The organism is Streptomyces sp. NPDC048389 (assembly GCF_040706335.1).
In the GTDB taxonomy this organism is placed as follows: Bacteria; Actinomycetota; Actinomycetes; order Streptomycetales; family Streptomycetaceae; genus Streptomyces.
The window spans coordinates 116784-132808 of record NZ_JBEZKP010000007.1; the positions used below are offsets into that span (position 1 = coordinate 116784).

The 16025-nt window shown below is 71.9% G+C and carries 12 protein-coding genes and 2 tRNA genes; 8 read left to right on the forward strand and 6 right to left on the reverse strand.

Going from position 1 to position 16025, the window contains the following annotated elements:
* Positions 1 to 2 precede the first annotated feature (2 nt).
* Positions 3 to 617 carry an ElyC/SanA/YdcF family protein gene (locus AB0903_RS07890; RefSeq protein WP_366700259.1) on the reverse strand — a complete coding sequence of 205 codons (615 nt, stop codon included), beginning with the start codon at positions 615 to 617 and terminating at the stop codon, positions 3 to 5.
* Between the two features lie 194 nt (positions 618 to 811).
* Between AB0903_RS07890 and AB0903_RS07895 the strand changes: the two genes are divergently transcribed.
* From AB0903_RS07895 to dnaG, 5 genes are all read left to right on the forward strand, one after another.
* Positions 812 to 1465, forward strand: coding sequence for a hypothetical protein (locus AB0903_RS07895; protein WP_366700261.1), 654 nt, complete (start codon positions 812 to 814; stop codon positions 1463 to 1465).
* 767 nt (positions 1466 to 2232) lie between these two features.
* Positions 2233 to 3003, forward strand: coding sequence for a sirohydrochlorin chelatase (locus AB0903_RS07900; protein WP_366700098.1), 771 nt, complete (start codon positions 2233 to 2235; stop codon positions 3001 to 3003).
* 46 nt (positions 3004 to 3049) lie between these two features.
* Positions 3050 to 4450: a deoxyguanosinetriphosphate triphosphohydrolase gene (locus AB0903_RS07905; RefSeq protein WP_366700100.1), complete on the forward strand. Its 1401-nt coding sequence runs from the start codon at positions 3050 to 3052 to the stop codon at positions 4448 to 4450.
* A gap of 177 nt (positions 4451 to 4627) precedes the next feature.
* Positions 4628 to 5914, forward strand: a complete 1287-nt coding sequence (locus tag AB0903_RS07910; protein WP_366700102.1) for an FAD-dependent oxidoreductase — start codon at positions 4628 to 4630, stop codon at positions 5912 to 5914.
* Positions 5915 to 5948: 34 nt separating this feature from the next.
* Positions 5949 to 7859, forward strand: a complete 1911-nt coding sequence (gene dnaG, locus AB0903_RS07915; protein WP_366700104.1) for a DNA primase — start codon at positions 5949 to 5951, stop codon at positions 7857 to 7859.
* 6 nt (positions 7860 to 7865) lie between these two features.
* Here dnaG and AB0903_RS07920 read toward each other — a convergent pair whose 3' ends face one another.
* Entirely contained in the window at positions 7866 to 8201 is a 336-nt protein-coding gene (locus tag AB0903_RS07920; protein ID WP_366700106.1) for a hypothetical protein, read from the reverse strand.
* A 375-nt stretch (positions 8202 to 8576) separates the two neighbouring features.
* Here AB0903_RS07920 and AB0903_RS07925 point away from each other — a divergent pair, with 375 nt between their 5' ends.
* Positions 8577 to 9680, forward strand: coding sequence for an RNA polymerase sigma factor (locus AB0903_RS07925; RefSeq protein ID WP_366700108.1), 1104 nt, complete (start codon positions 8577 to 8579; stop codon positions 9678 to 9680).
* A gap of 393 nt (positions 9681 to 10073) precedes the next feature.
* On the opposite strand, the gene AB0903_RS07930 is transcribed toward AB0903_RS07925, so the two are convergent.
* The 4 genes from AB0903_RS07930 to AB0903_RS07945 form a co-directional block, all read right to left on the reverse strand.
* Positions 10074 to 11996 carry an ABC transporter ATP-binding protein gene (locus AB0903_RS07930; RefSeq protein ID WP_366700110.1) on the reverse strand — a complete coding sequence of 641 codons (1923 nt, stop codon included), beginning with the start codon at positions 11994 to 11996 and terminating at the stop codon, positions 10074 to 10076.
* On the reverse strand, positions 11993 to 13726 hold the full coding sequence (locus AB0903_RS07935; protein WP_366700112.1) for an ABC transporter ATP-binding protein: 1734 nt from the start codon (positions 13724 to 13726) through the stop codon (positions 11993 to 11995). The genes AB0903_RS07930 and AB0903_RS07935 overlap by 4 nt, the downstream gene beginning before the upstream one ends.
* Positions 13727 to 13846: 120 nt before the next feature.
* Positions 13847 to 15292, reverse strand: a complete 1446-nt coding sequence (locus AB0903_RS07940; RefSeq protein WP_366700114.1) for an FGGY family carbohydrate kinase — start codon at positions 15290 to 15292, stop codon at positions 13847 to 13849.
* 66 nt (positions 15293 to 15358) lie between these two features.
* Entirely contained in the window at positions 15359 to 15658 is a 300-nt protein-coding gene (locus tag AB0903_RS07945; RefSeq protein ID WP_366700116.1) for a YtxH domain-containing protein, read from the reverse strand.
* A gap of 174 nt (positions 15659 to 15832) precedes the next feature.
* Here AB0903_RS07945 and AB0903_RS07950 point away from each other — a divergent pair.
* A tRNA-Asn gene (locus AB0903_RS07950) sits at positions 15833 to 15905 on the forward strand.
* A 5-nt stretch (positions 15906 to 15910) separates the two neighbouring features.
* Positions 15911 to 15983: transfer RNA gene (locus tag AB0903_RS07955), tRNA-Asn, on the forward strand.
* Positions 15984 to 16025: the final 42 nt, after the last annotated feature.

Genomic DNA, 16025 nt, shown 5'->3' on the forward strand with positions numbered 1-16025 from the left:
GGTCAGCGCACGGCCTGCGCGAGGGCCTCGCGGACCCCCGGCTCGCGCTCCCCGAGGAAGCGCGGATCCGGCCGGAGGACGGCGTCCAGCGACGCCTTCCCCGCCGCGAACAGCTCGCGCACCCCGCCGTAGTACCAGGTCGTGTCGTGAGGCTCCGCGACCCCGACACCGTACGACTCCACCCCGGCCGACCGGCACAGCGCGACCGCCCGGCGGATGTGGAAGCCCTGGCTCACCAGCAGCGCGCGCTCCACGCCGAAGATCTTCTTCGCCCGTACGCACGAGTCCCAGGTGTCGAACCCCGCGTAGTCGCTGACGATCCGGTCGTCCGGCACACCGCGCTCCGTCAGATACGTCCGCATCGCGTCCGGCTCGTCGTACTCCACCCGGCTGTTGTCCCCGGTGACCAGCACGACCTTGGCCCTGCCGGTCCGGTACAGCTCGGCGGCGGTGTCCAGCCGGTGCGCCAGATAGGGGGAGGGCCGCCCCTGCCACAGCCCGGCGCCGAAGACGACGGCGACGTCCTGCGCCGGGGCGTCCGCGACCGTACGGACGCGGCTGTCGGCGACAGCGTGCATCCACGTCGCCGGCGCGAGCCCGAGCACGCACCCCAGCATCACCGCCTGCACGGCCCGCCGCCGCCTCCTGGTGGCCCTGGTGGCCCTGGTCGCTCTGCTCGCTCTCACGAACGGTCAGACGCCCGGCGAGCGAAAACGGTTCGCCCGGCGCAGTGAGCTTCGGTCAGCATCACCCCGTGATCGACGACAGGGCGTACACGGCCGCCCGCAACAACGCCGAATGGTGCGACGCCATGTGCCGCGCCCACGGGCTCGCCGGCGACTTCGGTGTCCGTGCCTGGACCAGCCCGCGCCGCACACCGCTGCTGTACCCCGACGCGGTGACGCTCAGCGAGGAAGCGACGGCGGACGACGTGCTGGCCGCCATCGACACCGCGGGCGGGGGCTGCTCGGTCAAGGACGGCTTCGCGTCGCTGGACCTCTCCGGGGCGGGCTTCGACGTCCTCTTCGAGGCGCGGTGGCTGTACCGGCCGGCCGGCGCACCCGCGCCCGCCCCGCCGCCGGGCACGGCGTGGGCCCCGCTCACCACGCCCGCGGAGCTGGCCGAATGGGCGACGGCCTGGGACGCGGGCGGGGGCCTGTCGGCCCTGTTCCGCCCCGGACTCCTCGCCGACCCGGTCGTCACGTTCCTCGCGGGGCGAGGCGCCGGGGACGGCCGGGTGGTCGCGGGCGCAGTGGTCAGCCTGGGCGGGGGAGCCGCCGGCCTCTCCAACGTGTTCGCCGCGGACGGCGACATCGACGCCGCGTGGGCGGGCTGCCTGTCGGCCGTGGCCCGGCTGCGGCCCGGGACGCCGGTGGTCGGCTACGAACACGGCGACGACCTGGCGGCGGCGGTGCGGCACGGCTGCGCGGAGGCGGGCCCACTCCGGGTCTGGCTGTCGCCCTGACCCCCATGCCGCGCCGACCCGGCCGCTCCCCGCGCCCGCCCCGGGTCACAGCCTGGCGGCCGTGGGAGGACCCCGGCGGGCTGGGTGTGTGCCGGTCTTGTCGGGGCGCTGCCCCGGACCCCGCGCCTCAAGCGCCGGCGAGGCGGACGTGCCCGGTGGGCCGGGTTTGCCGTGCAGCGGCATGTCAAGTCCGGTTCGGAGGGTTCCCCCCTACGCCTGGCGGCGTGGGAAGTGCCCCACGGCCGCCAGGCCGCAGGGGGGTTCAAGGCCACCGCGCGAAGCGCGGTACCGGGCCGGGGCGGAGCCCGGCCGGCCCCCGGCAGCGGCACGGGGCCGGGGCGGGGTGGGAAACGGCCCCGCGCAGCGGCCCCGTACCGGAGGTGGCCCCGTACCCGAGCCGCCCCGCCCCGCGTAAACGCCCCGAGCCGCCCCGCCCCGAGCAACCGCCCGCGCAAACCGCCCCCCGCGCAGCGGTCCCGCCCCCGGGCTCCTGCGCCGCGCGCCCAACCCGCACCCCCGCCGCCGCCACCCCCGCCGTGAGCCCCGCGCAAAGACCCGTCACTCTCACGCAACAACCCCGCAACCTGCGCCCGCCACCATCGATGCATGACGGAGCCGGAACACCTTCGTGAGTCCCCGCCCCCGCCCTTCGACAGCGCAGTCGACACCGCCGAGCAGTTCGACTCCAGCGTCGGCCTGCTCACGCGTATCACCGCTCAGCTCGGCACCCAGCTGAGTCACGTCCGACTGAACGGAACCCGCCCCGCATGGCCTCCACCGCCGCCGCCCGGCCCGCCCTCGTCGCCGTCGCCCACGGCAGCCGCGACCCCCGTGCCGTGCGTACCGTCACCGCGCTCCTCGACCGGGTCCGTGACATGCGGCCCGGTCTCGACGTCCGCCTCGGCCACATCGAGCTGAACGAGCCGCTGCTCGGCGACACGCTCGCCGCCCTGCCCGACGGCACGCCCGCCGTCCTCGTGCCGCTGCTGCTCAGCCGTGGCCACCACGTCAAGCACGACCTCCCGCGCGCCGCGGCGGCGCTGCCCGGCGCGGACATCCGTATCGCGCGCCCGCTCGGCCCGCACCCCCTGTTGGCCGAGGCGCTCGCGGACCGCCTCACCGAGGCGGGCTGGCGCCCCGAGGACGGTACGAGCGGCAGCGCGGGTGTGGTCCTGGCCTCCGCCGGATCCCGCGACCCCCGGTCCGCGCAGGACACCCGGCACATGGCCGGCATGCTCGCCGAGCGACTCGGCGGAGTGCCGGTCGTCGCCGCGTACGCCTCTGCTCTCGCGCCCACCGTTCCCGCGGCGGTCCAGGCCCTGGAGGCGCGCGGCCGCCACCGGATCGCGGTCGCCTCGTACTTCGCCGCGCCCGGCCTGTTCTCGACCCGCAGCGCCGCTGCCGCGCCCTGCGTCGCGGCGGAGCCGCTGGGCACCCACCCCGCTGTGGCCCGGCTCCTGCTGCACCGCTACGACGAGGCGCGGTCCCTCCCCAGCACCGTGGGGGCGGTCCGGCGGCTCGAACTCTCCGCCGCATAATCGCCCTGCGGGCCGGACTGTCGGCCACTGCGGTTACCTTCGGTGCATGGACGGCACCACCAGCACCTCCGCCGAAGGCGAAGCCAATGGCGCAGTCGACGCCAAAGCCAAAGCCAGAGCCAGAGCCAGAGCCAGAGCCAAGTCCACCGGCACCGGCTCCGGCTACGACGGTTCCGACGGCTACGACGAGTCCGCCGCCGAGCGCTGGGCCGCCGAGCCCGACAAACGCCCCGGCCGTACCGCTTTCCAGCGCGACCGCGCCCGGGTGCTGCACTCCTCGGCGCTGCGCCGCCTCGCGGGCAAGACGCAGGTCGTCACCCCCGGCACGCGCAGCCACGCCTGGGACGCCAGCCCCCGCACCCGGCTGACGCACTCGCTGGAGTGCGCCCAGGTGGGGCGGGAGCTGGGCGCGGCGCTCGGCTGCGACCCCGATCTCGTGGAGGCGGCGTGCCTCGCGCACGACATGGGGCACCCGCCGTTCGGCCACAACGGCGAGCAGGCGCTGAACGAGTTCGCCCGGGACTGCGGCGGTTTCGAGGGCAACGCCCAGTCGCTGCGGCTGCTCACCCGTATCGAGCCCAAGCGTTTCGTGCACTCACCGCTGACCGGCGAGCCGGTCAGCGTCGGTCTGAACCTGACCCGCGCCACCCTTGACGCGGCCACCAAGTACCCCTGGCCGCGCGGCGGGCACCCCACCGAGCCGGGCTCGGGGAAGTTCGGGGTGTACGAGGACGACCTGCCGGTCTTCGAGTGGGCCCGTCTCGGGGCCCCGGCGTACCGCAAGTGCCTCGAGGCCCAGGTGATGGACTGGTCCGACGACGTCGCGTATTCCGTGCACGACTTCGAGGACGGGCTGCACGCCGGCCACGTCGACCCCAACTGCCTGTTCTCCGAGACCGAGCGCGCCGCGATCTGGTCCGTGGCCATCGGCCGTTACGTGCCTGACGACACAGAACCGCAGGAGCTGTCCGAGGCGCTCGACCGGCTCGTCGACCAGCCGTGGTGGCCGCACCACTACGACGGTTCCGCGGTCGCCCAGGCCCGGCTGAAGGACGCCACGAGCCAGCTCATCGGTCGGTTCGCGCTCGCCGCCGAGGCCGCGACCCGCCAGGCGTACGGGGAGGGCGGGCTCACGCGTTACGCGGCGGAGCTCGTCGTCCCGCGCGCCACGCGCAACGAGTGCGCGGTGCTGAAGGCCGTCGCGGACCGCTATGTGATGCAGCGCGCCGAGCAGGAGGCGCTCCGCGCCGACCAGCGCATCGTGCTCGCGGAGCTGGCACAGGCGCTCACCGCTCGCGCGCCGGAGCCGTTCGAGCCGCAGTTCCGCGCCATGTTCGAGGCCGCGGCGGACGACCGGGCCCGCAAGCGGGTGATCGTCGACCAGATCGCGAACCTCACGGACGCGTCGGCCCGTACCCTGCACGCGCGTCTCACAAGACGCCGTTGACGGGCGCCGACTGCCGCGCCCGTCACGGCGGGCGCCGCCGAGCACCGCACACCCGTAGCGCAGTGTCGGGTTCGTCCTGTTTGACACGCCGGAGGGCCACTCCCCCTTCCGCCATAACGCTCCGTGCGGGACGCTCGCTGAAGGCTGCGCTGCGGAGAAGCAACGAGGAGGCATCACGTGGTCGACGCACATCGGACATTCGTCATCGTCGGTGGTGGGCTGGCGGGGGCCAAGGCCGCCGAGACCCTCCGTGCCGAAGGATTCACCGGGCGAGTGATCCTCATCGGCGACGAACGCGAGCACCCCTACGAACGTCCGCCCCTGTCCAAGGCGTATCTGACCGGCAAGGACGAACGTGACAGCGCCTTCGTCCACGAGCCCGGCTGGTACGCCCAGGCGGACATCGAGCTGCACCTGGGACAGACGGTCGTGTCCATCGACCGCGAGAGCCGGTCGGTGCGCCTCGGCGACGGCGCCGTCCTCCACTACGACAAGCTGCTGCTGGCCACCGGCGCCGAGCCCCGCAGGCTGGACGTCCCGGGCACCGGCCTGGCCGGCGTCCATCATCTGCGCCGCCTCGCCCACGCCGACCGGTTGCGCCACGTGCTGGCCGCCCTCGGCCGCGACAACGGTCACCTGGTCATCGCGGGGGGCGGCTGGATCGGTCTGGAGGTCGCGGCCGCGGCCCGCGGCTACGGCGCGGAGGTGACCGTCATCGAGGCCGAGGCCACTCCGCTCCACCAGGCCATCGGCCCGGAGCTCGGCCAGTTCTTCGCCGAGCTGCACAGCGAGCACGGCGTCCGCTTCCACTTCGGCGCGCGTCTCACCGAGATCACCGGTCAGGACGGCATGGTGCTGGCGGCCCGCACCGACGACGGCGAGGAGCACCCGGCCCACGAGGTCCTGGCCGCGATCGGCGCCGCCCCGCGCACCGCCCTCGCCGACGCGGCGGGTCTCGACCTCGCCGACCGGGAGTACGGCGGCGGTATCGCGGTGGACGTGAGCCTGCGCACCAGTGACCCGGACATCCACGCCGCGGGTGACGTCGCCGCAGTGTTCCACCCGCTGTTCGGGGTCCCGCTGCGTGTGGAGCACTGGGCGAACGCCCTGAACGGCGGCCCGGCCGCCGCACGCGCCATGCTCGGTCAGGACGTCACCTACGACCGCGTCCCCTACTTCTTCTCCGACCAGTACGACCTGGGCATGGAGTACTCGGGCTGGGCACCGCCCGGCTCGTACGACCAGGTGGTGCTCCGCGGCGACGTGGGCAAACGGGAGTTCATCGCCTTCTGGCTGCGGGAACGCCGGGTGCTGGCCGGGATGAACGTCAACGTGTGGGACGTCACCGGGCCGATCCAGCAGCTGATCCGGTCCAGGACGGAGGTGGATCCGCAGGCCCTCGGCGATCCGACCGTGCCCCTCGCCGACCTCGCCGACCTCGCCGGCCCCGGGGACGCCGGCTGACCGGAGTGTCGCAGCGCCACCGTAGAATTCACGCGTGGCAGGCAGGATCAACGATGACGACGTGAAGGCGGTCCGGGACGCGGTCCCGATCGACGCCGTCGTTTCCGAGTACCTCCAGCTGCGCAGCGCCGGCGGCGGGAACCTCAAGGGCCTGTGCCCGTTCCACGACGAGAAGTCCCCTTCCTTCCAGGTCAGCCCCAGCAAGGGGCTCTTCCACTGCTTCGGCTGCCAGGAAGGCGGCGACACGATCGCCTTCGTGATGAAGATCGACCATCTCTCGTTCTCGGAGACGGTCGAGCGCCTCGCCGCCCAGGCGGGCATCACCCTGCGCTACGAGGAGGGCGGGTACAACCCCAGCCATCAGCGCGGCGAGCGGATCAGGCTGGTCGAGGCCCACAAGATCGCCGCCCGGTTCTACGTGGAGCAACTGGACGGCCCCGAGGCGGAGATCGGCCGGAAGTTCCTCGCGGAGCGCGGCTTCGACCAGGCCGCCGCCCAGCACTTCGGCGTGGGGTACAGCCCGGCCGGCTGGGACCATCTCACCCGCTATCTGCGCGGCAAGGGCTTCAGCGACAAGGAGCTGACCCTCTCCGGCCTCTCCCAGGAGGGCCGCCGCGGCCCCATCGACCGCTTCCGCGGCAGGCTGATGTGGCCCATCCGGGACATCACCGGCGAGGTGGTCGGCTTCGGTGCCCGCAAGCTCCGCGACGACGACAACGGCCCGAAGTACCTGAACACGCCCGAGACGGCGATCTACAAGAAGTCGCAGGTGCTGTACGGGATCGACCTGGCCAAGAAGGAGATCGCCCGCACCAGCACGGCGGTCGTCGTCGAGGGCTACACCGACGTCATGGCCTGCCATCTCGCGGGCGTCACCACCGCCATCGCCACCTGCGGCACGTCCTTCGGCGGCGACCACATCAAGATCCTCCGCCGGCTGCTGATGGACCACGCCACCGCCGAGGTGATCTTCACCTTCGACGGCGACGCGGCGGGTCAGAAGGCGGCGCTGCGCGCTTTCGAGGACGACCAGAAGTTCGCGGCGGAGACGTCGATCGCGATCACCCCGGGCGGTATGGACCCGTGCGAGCTGCGGCTCGCGGAGGGTGACGAGTCGGTGCAGAAGCTCGTCGAGACGCGTACGCCCCTCTTCGAGTTCGCGATCCGGCAGATGGTGAGCCGGCACAACCTGGAGACGCCGGCCGGCCGAGCCGCCGCTCTCGACGAGGCGGCCCCGATCGTCGCGGGCATCAAGAACATCGCCATCCAGCACGAGTCGGCCGTGCAACTGGCCGGCATCCTCGGCATCCTCGACACCCAGTTCGTCGTCAAGCGGGTCGCCCAGCTGGCCCGTTGGGCCCGCGACCGGGGATCCGACCGCGGCGGCCGTGCGGGCGGCCCCGCCAGGGCGCCGCACCCGGCGCCTGCCGCGTCTGCCCCGGCCGCGCCGTCGGGCCCGGCACTCAATCTGCGCAGCCCCGCCCACCGCACCGAGCGCGAACTGCTCAAGCTGGCCCTCCAGCACCCCGAACTGGTCTCGCCGGCCTTCGACGCGTACGGCGTCGACGAGTTCACGGCCCCTCCGTACGCCGCCGTGCACCGGACCATCGAGGAGGCGGGCGGCGCCGAGCAGGGCACCCGGGACACCTCCGGCTATCTGGCCCGCGTCCGCGACGTCGCCCCCGACGACACGGTCCGCGCGCTGGTCACCGAGCTCGCCGTGGAAGCGGTGCACGCCCGCACGGTCGACGAGGTGTACGCGGGCATGCAGCTCGTCCAGGTCCGCCTGCGCGCCGTCGACCGCCGTATCCGCGAGGTCCAGGGCACGATGGCCCGCCTGGGCGCCGGCGGCGACCCGGAGCGGTACGCGGCGGTCGCGAACGAACTGTGGGTGCTCCAGCAGTACGCCCAGTCCCTGCGCGATCGGGGCGCGGCGGCGCTGTAGCCCGCGTCAGCGGGCGAACGTCGGTGCGAGCGCCGCCGGCAGTCGCCGTACATACAGCTGCTCGTCACCGGCGAACCGCGGGTGGTCCGCGGCGAAGTGGTCCCACTCCACATCCCGGAGCGCCTCCTCGGCGTCCGCGAAGCCGACCTCCTCCCGCGGCGGGTACGGCCACTCGCCGGCGAGCCGGAACACCTCGTGGAGCAGCTCGTACCGCAGCGGGTGGCGCTCCGCGAGCAGGGCGGCGTCGCAGAGGTCCTTGCCCTGCGGGTAGCAATCGGTGAGCAGCCACTGGACGATCTTCACCCGCACCGGATCGAAACCGTCCGCCCGTAGCCGCGCCACCAGCGCCTGGCGGCGGCCCGTTGCCCGGCGAATCCGTCCCGGCCCCTCGACGTCGGCATCGGCTGCCGGACCATCCGCCCCCGGGCCGGCTCGATGTGCGTCACCTTCAGCCCGCGGCCCGTGCCCAGGCGTCGCACCGGTCGCGGCCGGCCACGTCGGCGCAGCGCACGGTCACATGGGTCTCGTACTCGCATCTCTCACGCACCGGCAGAGCCTCCCAGACGCGTGCACGAAAGGCACCCGAGTAACCGGCCGGTCACGCACGGGTCGCAAAAAGTCGTCGCACGCCCCTCGTGGCGGCAATGTGTCGTACCCCACACTGGGGTGCGGTGCGTAGGGCCCCCCGACCGGCAGCGATCACCTGGAGGTCGCCCCGTGCAGACCCAGACCCTGTCCGAGACCCAAACCGGCGCCGTCGCCACGGCCGTCGCGACCGCGGTCGAGCAGACGCCCGCGCAGGGCCTGCCCATGGGGCACCCCGACGCCCTGCCGGCGAACCTGGTCGAGGAAGCCGTGGAGCCCGAACCTCCCGAGCCGCCGCGGGGCACGGGGCGGAACACCGACAGCGGGCCGTCCTCGGACCTCTTCCGCCAGTATCTGCGGGAGATCGGCCGTATCTCCCTGCTCTCCGCGGCGGAGGAGGTGGAACTCGCCCGGCGCGTCGAGGCGGGGCTCTTCGCGGAGGAGAAGCTCGCGAGCACCATCGACCCCGACTCGCAGCTGGCCGTCGACCTCGACCGGCTGGTCGTCATGGGACGGATGGCCAAGCGGCGCCTGATCGAGGCGAACCTGCGGCTCGTCGTGTCCGTCGCCAAGCGGTACGTCGGCCGTGGACTGACCATGCTGGACCTGGTCCAGGAGGGAAACCTCGGCCTGATCAGAGCGGTCGAGAAGTTCGACTACGCCCGGGGCTACAAGTTCTCGACGTACGCGACGTGGTGGATCCGCCAGGCCATGTCCCGTGCCCTCGCGGACCAGGCCCGCACCATCCGGGTGCCCGTGCACGTCGTCGAACTGATCAACCGGGTGATACGGGTCCAGCGCCGCATGCTCCAGGAACGCGGTTACGAACCCACCCCCGAGGAGGTCGCGGCCCACCTGGAACTGACCCCGGAACGGGTCGGCGAAGTGCTGCGGCTGGCCCAGGAGCCGGTGTCCCTGCATGCCCCGGTGGGAGAGGAGGACGACGTCGCCCTCGGCGACCTCATCGAGGACGGCGACGCGGCGTCGCCCGTCGAGTCCGCCGCGTTCCTACTGCTGCGCGAGCACCTGGACGCGGTGCTGTCCACGCTCGGCGAGCGCGAACGCAAGGTGGTCCAGCTGCGCTACGGCCTCGACGACGGGCGGCCACGCACGCTGGAGGAGATCGGCCGGCTCTTCGGTGTGACGCGTGAACGCATCCGCCAGATCGAGTCGAAGACGCTCAACAAGCTCCGCGACCACGCGTTCGCGGACCAACTCCGCGGCTACCTGGACTGACCGGCCCCGGGCGGGTCGCGCTCGCCGCGGGCTTGTCCCCTCCCCCTGCGGCCCGGCGGCCAAGGGGCCCACCTTCCCGCAGTACCGATATGCGGCTCCGCCGCGCGAGGACTCCGCGCGGAGCCCGTACCGCGCTCCGCGCGGTGTCCGCAATCGCCGGGCGCCTGGATCGCTCCGCGGAGTCAGGCTCCCCGGGAGCACTTCCCACGGCCGCAAGGCCGTAAGAGGAGTTCGAGGCGCGGGGGCCCGGCGAGGGTGGCCGCCGGGCCGCCGGGCCGAGGGGGAGAAGCCCCCGGTCACGGGAAGGTGGGCCCCCGAGGCCGCCGGGCCGCAGGGCCGTAGGGGGAGCGTGGAAGAGACGGCCCATCAGGGGTCCGGGCCCGGGGCCGGGCGTCACTCCACCTCGACCACAGCCTGCGCGAACTGCGCCGAGTACAGTCGCGCATACGCACCCGCCGCCGCCAACAGCTCCTCATGCGTGCCCTGTTCGACGATCGACCCGTTCTCCATCACCAGGATCACGTCCGCGTCCCGGATCGTCGAGAGCCGGTGTGCGATCACGAAGCTCGTACGGCCGTGTGCGAGCCGCGCCATCGCCTTCTGGATCAGCACCTCCGTGCGGGTGTCGACCGAGCTCGTCGCCTCGTCCAGTACCAGGATCACCGGGTCGGACAGGAACGCCCGCGCGATCGTGATCAGCTGCTTCTCGCCCGCGCTGACGCCCGCGCCCTCGTCGTCGATCACGGTGTCGTAGCCGTCGGGCAGGGTGCGGATGAAACGGTCCGCGTGCGCGGCCCGCGCCGCCTCCTCGATCTCCTCGCGGGACACGTCCTGCGACGCGCCGTACGCTATGTTCTCCGCGATCGTGCCGCCGAAGAGCCAGGTGTCCTGCAGCACCATGCCGATGCCGGAGCGCAGGTCCTCGCGGGACATCTTCGCGATATCGACCCCGTCGAGCGCGATCCGCCCCCCGGTCACCTCGTAGAACCGCATCAGCAGATTGACCAGCGTGGTCTTGCCCGCGCCGGTCGGGCCGACGATGGCCACGGTGTGGCCCGGTTCCACGGTCAGCGACAGGTCCTCGATGAGCGGCTTGTCCGGCTCGTACCGGAAGGAGACCCGCTCCAGCGACACCCGCCCCCGCGGCCGCTCGAGCCGCTCCGCCGATGGCGCGTCCGCCTCCTGCTCCTCCGCGTCGAGGAGCTCGAAGATCCGCTCCGCCGAGGCGACACCCGACTGCACCAGGTTCGCCATCGACGCGACCTGCGTCAGCGGCATCGAGAACTGCCGGGAGTACTGGATGAACGCCTGCACGTCACCGATCGACAGCGAACCGGACGCGACCCGCAGTCCGCCGACGACCGCCACCAGCACATAGTTCAGGTTGGAGATGAAGAACATCAGCGGCTGCATCATGCCGCTGTTGAACTGGGCCCTGAATCCGGCCTCGTACAGCGTCTCGTTCTGCTCCGCGAACGCCTTCGCCGACTCCTCCTGGCGGCCGAAGACCTTCACCAGCGAATGCCCCGTGTACATCTCCTCGATGTGCGCGTTGAGCGTGCCCGTCGACTTCCACTGCGCCACGAACTGCGGCTGCGACCGCTTGCCGACCTTGGCCGCCACGAACACCGACACCGGTACCGTCACCAGCGCGACGAGCGCCAGCAGCGGCGAGATCCAGAACATCATCGCCAGCACGCCGACGATGGTCAGCAGCGAGTTGATCATCTGCCCCATCGTCTGCTGCAAGGTCTGCGAGATGTTGTCGATGTCGTTCGTCGCGCGGCTCAGCACCTCGCCGCGCTTCGCCTTGTCGAAGTACGACAGCGGCAGCCGCTCCAGCTTGGCCTGCACCTCCTCGCGCATCCGGTACACGCTTCGGTTGATCACCACGATCGACAGGCGTGTCGCCACCAGCATCGTCAGCCCCGCCGCCACGTACACGGCCAGCGCCAGCAGCAGGACGTCGCCCACGGCGCCGAAGTCGATGCCCCGGCCGGGGACGAAATCCACGCCGGAGAGCATGTCGGCCAGACCGTCGTCGCCGTCCTGCCGCAGGCCCTCCACGGCCTGCTCCTTGGAGATTCCGTCCGGCATCCGCCGACCCGTGATCCCCGCGAAGACCAGGTCGGTCGCCCGGCCGAGGATCTTCGGGCCGACCACCGCGAAGGCCACACTCAGCACACCGGCGGCCAGCATCACCCACAGCGTCGCCCGCTCCGGCGCGAGCTGCCGCAGCAGCCGTCTGCCCGAGCCCTTGAAGTCCATCGACCGTTCGACGGGCCCCGTCATCATGCGTCCACCCGGTCCGCTCATGCGGCCTCAGCCTCCGTCAGCTGCGAGAGCACGATCTCCCGGTACGTCTCATTGCTCTGCATCAGTTCGTGATGGCTGCCCGCCCCCGCGATTCTTCCCTCGTCGAGGACCACGATCCGGTCCGCGTCGCGGATGGTCGACACGCGCTGGGCGACGATGACCACGGTCGCCTCGGCGGTCTCGCGGGCCAGTGCCTCGCGCAGCGCCGCGTCCGTGGCGTAGTCGAGTGCGGAGAAGGAGTCGTCGAACAGATAGACCTCCGGCCGGCGCACCAGGGTCCTCGCGATGGCGAGCCGCTGGCGCTGCCCGCCGGAGACATTGGTGCCGCCCTGGGCGATGGGGGCGTTCAGCCCGCCCTCCAGTCCGCGGACGAAATCGGCCGCCTGCGCCACCTCCAACGCCTGCCACAGTTCGTCCTCGCCGGCGTCGGGCTTCCCGTAGCGCAGATTGGTCGCCACCGTCCCGGAGAAGAGGTACGGCTTCTGCGGTACTAGGCTCACGGTCCTCGCCATCAGCGCCGGGTCCAGGTCACGCACGTCCACCCCGTCGACGAGGACCTCACCGCTCGTGACGTCGAAGAGCCGGGGCACCAGGCCGAGCAGTGTCGACTTGCCGCTGCCCGTCGAGCCGATGATCGCGGTCGTCTCACCCGGGCGCGCCACCAGGTCGATGCCGCGCAGCACCGGCTCCTCGGCACCCGGGTAGCCGAAGTCGACGCCCCGCACCTCAAGATGCCCCCGACTGCGCAGCTCCCTCACGGGAGCGAGCGGCGGCACCACGCTCGAGTCGGTGTCAAGGACCTCCTGGATACGCTCGGCGCACACTTCGGCGCGCGGCACCATCATGAACATGAAGGTGGCCATCATCACGGCCATCACGATCTGCATCAGATAGGCGAGGAAAGCGGTGAGCGCACCGATCTGTATGGCACCGCTGTCGATGCGGTGAGCCCCGAACCAGACGACGGCGACGGACGAGACGTTGACCACCGTCATCACGGTCGGGAACATCAGCGCCATCAGCCGGCCGGTGGACAGCGACACGTCCGTCAGCTCTTGGTTCGCCCCGCGGAAGCGCTCCTTCTCGTACTCGTCCCGTACGAAGGCCCGGATCACGCGGTTGCCGGTGATCTGCTCGCGCAGCACGCGGTTCACCGTGTCGAGCCGCTCCTGCATGGTGCGGAACAGCGGCCGCATCCTCCCCACGATCAGCGAGACGCAGATGCCGAGCACCGGCACGACGGCCAGCAGCACCGCCGACAGCGGCACGTCCTGGCCGAGCGCCATGACGATGCCGCCGACGCACATGATCGGCGCCGACACCATCAGTGTGAACGCCATCAGCACCAGCATCTGGACCTGCTGGACGTCGTTGGTCGTGCGGGTGATGAGCGACGGAGCCCCGAACTGGCCGACCTCGCGGGCGGAGAAGCTCTGCACCCGGTCGAAGACGTCGGCCCTCACATCGCGGCCGAGCGCAGCCGCCGTCCGCGCGCCGTAGAACACCGCTCCGATGTTGCAGAGCACCTGGACGACGCTGACGCCGATCATCAGGGCGCCCAGGGCCAGGATGTACCCCGTGTCGCCCTTCACGACACCGTTGTCGATGATGTCCGCGTTGAGGGTGGGCAGATAGAGGGTGGCGCTGGTCTGCAGCAGTTGCAGCGCCACCAGGAGGCCAATCGGTTTCTTGTACGGACCGAGGTGGATCCGCAGTAGTCGTATCAGCACGCGCTGTCTCTCGGGCTCGGCAAGATCGGGGGTCACCCCATCTTCCGACACCGGGTCGGGAAAACCAGAAGGGTTTTCCCCAAGCAGCGGTCAAGAACAGCTTGTACGACTTTTCGGACCTCACGGCCCGGTCGTGAACGCCCCCGGATGGATCTCGTCCCGCGTCGCGCCGTACTGCTGACGCACCGCCTGACCGATCGCCAGCTCCTCACCCGGCTCGAACACCTGCCCCGCCGCTTCCTGCCAGGCCGGCGGTGCCTGCGGAGACAGCGTGCCCTGCGCGGCGCCCAGCGCCCAGGCGGCCTGCCGGGCCGCCCCGAGCGCCGCGTAGTCCGCCGACTGCGGCACGACCACCTGCGCCCCGAAGATCGCCGGCGCCAGCGCCTGTACCGCCGGCAGGTCGGCGGCCGCGCCGAGCAGGAACACCCGGCGCACCTCCACGCCACGCCCGCGAAGCACGTCCATCGCGTCCGTGAGCGAGCAGAGCATGCCCTCGAACGAGGCCCGCGCCAGGTGTTCCGGCTTCATGGACTCGCGCCGCAGACCGGTGAGCGTTCCCGCGGTGTGCGGCAGCTGCGGGGTCCGTTCGCCCTCCAGGTACGGCAGCAGCACCAGTCCGGACGCACCGGGCGTCGACTTCATCGCCAGGGCCGAGAGCTCCTGGAGATCGGCGACGCCCAGCATCTCGGCACTGCCGCGCAGTGCTCGGACGGCGTTGAGCGTGTGCACGACCGGCAGGTGCATCCCGGTCGCGTCGGCGAACGAAGTGATCATCCCGCTCGGATCGGGCAGCGCCTCGTGGTGCACGGCCATGACGGAGCCCGACGCCCCCAGTGACACCACCGCGTCCCCGACGCCCACGCCGAGACCGAAGGCCGCCGCCATGGTCTCGCCGGTGCCCGCGGAGATCAGCAGCCCTTCGGGGGTGGTGCCCGCGGCTTCCGCCGGACCGAGCACATCGGGCAGCGCGCAGGGCTGCCCGAGCGCCAGCTGCACGAGGTCCGTGCGGTAGGCCCCGGTGTCCGCCGACCAGTAGCCGGTACCGGACGCGCCGCCGCGGTCCGTGGTCTTACGGGCGGGTCGCCCCAGCAGCTGCCACACCAGCCAGTCGTGCGGCTGCATCACCGCGGCGACCCGGCGGGCCGCTTCCGGTTCGGCGCGGGCGAGCCACCGGAGCTTCGCCACCGGCTGCCCCGACTGCGGTACGGAACCGACGGCCTCCGCCCATGCCTGCCGGCCGCCCAGCGCGTCGATGAGATCGGCGGCGGCGACCTGCGCACGTCTGTCGTTGCCGAGCAGGGCGGGCCGTACCAGAGCGTTCTGCGCGTCCAGCGTGATCAGGCCGTGCTGCTGGGCGGACACGCCGATGGCCTGCACGCCCTCCAGCAGACCGCCGGTGGCGGCCTCGCCGAGGGAGAGCAGCCATGCCTGCGGATCGATCTCGGTGGCCTTGGGTTCGACGGGGTGCGGCGCATACCCCTGGCGCAGTACCGCTCCCGTGTCCGTGTCGCAGACGACGATGCGCGTGAACCCAGACGAACTGTCCAACCCGGCGACTATCCCCATGCCCGGAATTCTGCCGTACGCGGGCGATGGGTGACGTCCCGCGTGCCGAGCCCGGGACCGCCCGCCTCAGGTGTTGGTGGTCCCCCAGTCGTCCTCGGTCCCCGCGCCGCGCTCCCGGAGCGCCCGCACCCGGCCGGCCACGGACTCGGGCACGCGGTCGCCGACCTTGTCGCTGACCGCGTGGTACGCCTTGCCTGCCGCCTCGCGGCCGTTGTGGGCGGCGGATTCGGCCGCGTTGCGGACGGCCGGGTTCTGCGAGATCTGACGCGCGGACTTCTTGAGCTGTTCGTAGCGCTCGCGCCCGGCCCGTGTTCCGAGCACGAAGCCGATGGCCAGTCCGGCGACGAAGGTGAGCTTGTACCGCATGGGTGACACCCTTTCGTTGCGTCGGTGCTGCACGCCTACCCGTCGGGAGCTGTGATCACCCGGCACCGATACCGATTGGCGGAGCACCCCCCTGCTTGCGCTAATGTATGTGTCGCAGCGAGCGCACGCCCCCTGGGACGCCCCCGGTAGGTACGTTCGGTGCACACGCAGCAATCCCCTGTAGCTCAATTGGCAGAGCAGCCGGCTGTTAACCGGCAGGTTACTGGTTCGAGTCCAGTCGGGGGAGCGCGGTCCCCTGTAGCTCAATTGGCAGAGCATTCGGCTGTTAACCGGAGGGTTGCTGGTTCGAGTCCAGCCGGGGGAGCAGTGCGGAAGAGGGTCCCTCGGGGCCCTCTTTCTCGTACCC

What these genes read in the sequence shown, in the direction of transcription:
- AB0903_RS07890 (WP_366700259.1), bottom strand. Translation starts at nt 617, where the DNA reads ATGCTGGGGTGCGTGCTCGGGCTCGCGCCGGCGACGTGGATGCACGCT.
- AB0903_RS07895 (WP_366700261.1), top strand. Translation starts at nt 812, where the DNA reads ATGTGCCGCGCCCACGGGCTCGCCGGCGACTTCGGTGTCCGTGCCTGG.
- AB0903_RS07900 (WP_366700098.1), top strand. Translation starts at nt 2,233, where the DNA reads ATGGCCTCCACCGCCGCCGCCCGGCCCGCCCTCGTCGCCGTCGCCCAC.
- AB0903_RS07905 (WP_366700100.1), top strand. Translation starts at nt 3,050, where the DNA reads ATGGACGGCACCACCAGCACCTCCGCCGAAGGCGAAGCCAATGGCGCA.
- AB0903_RS07930 (WP_366700110.1), bottom strand. Translation starts at nt 11,996, where the DNA reads ATGAGCGGACCGGGTGGACGCATGATGACGGGGCCCGTCGAACGGTCG.
- AB0903_RS07940 (WP_366700114.1), bottom strand. Translation starts at nt 15,292, where the DNA reads ATGGGGATAGTCGCCGGGTTGGACAGTTCGTCTGGGTTCACGCGCATC.
- AB0903_RS07945 (WP_366700116.1), bottom strand. Translation starts at nt 15,658, where the DNA reads ATGCGGTACAAGCTCACCTTCGTCGCCGGACTGGCCATCGGCTTCGTG.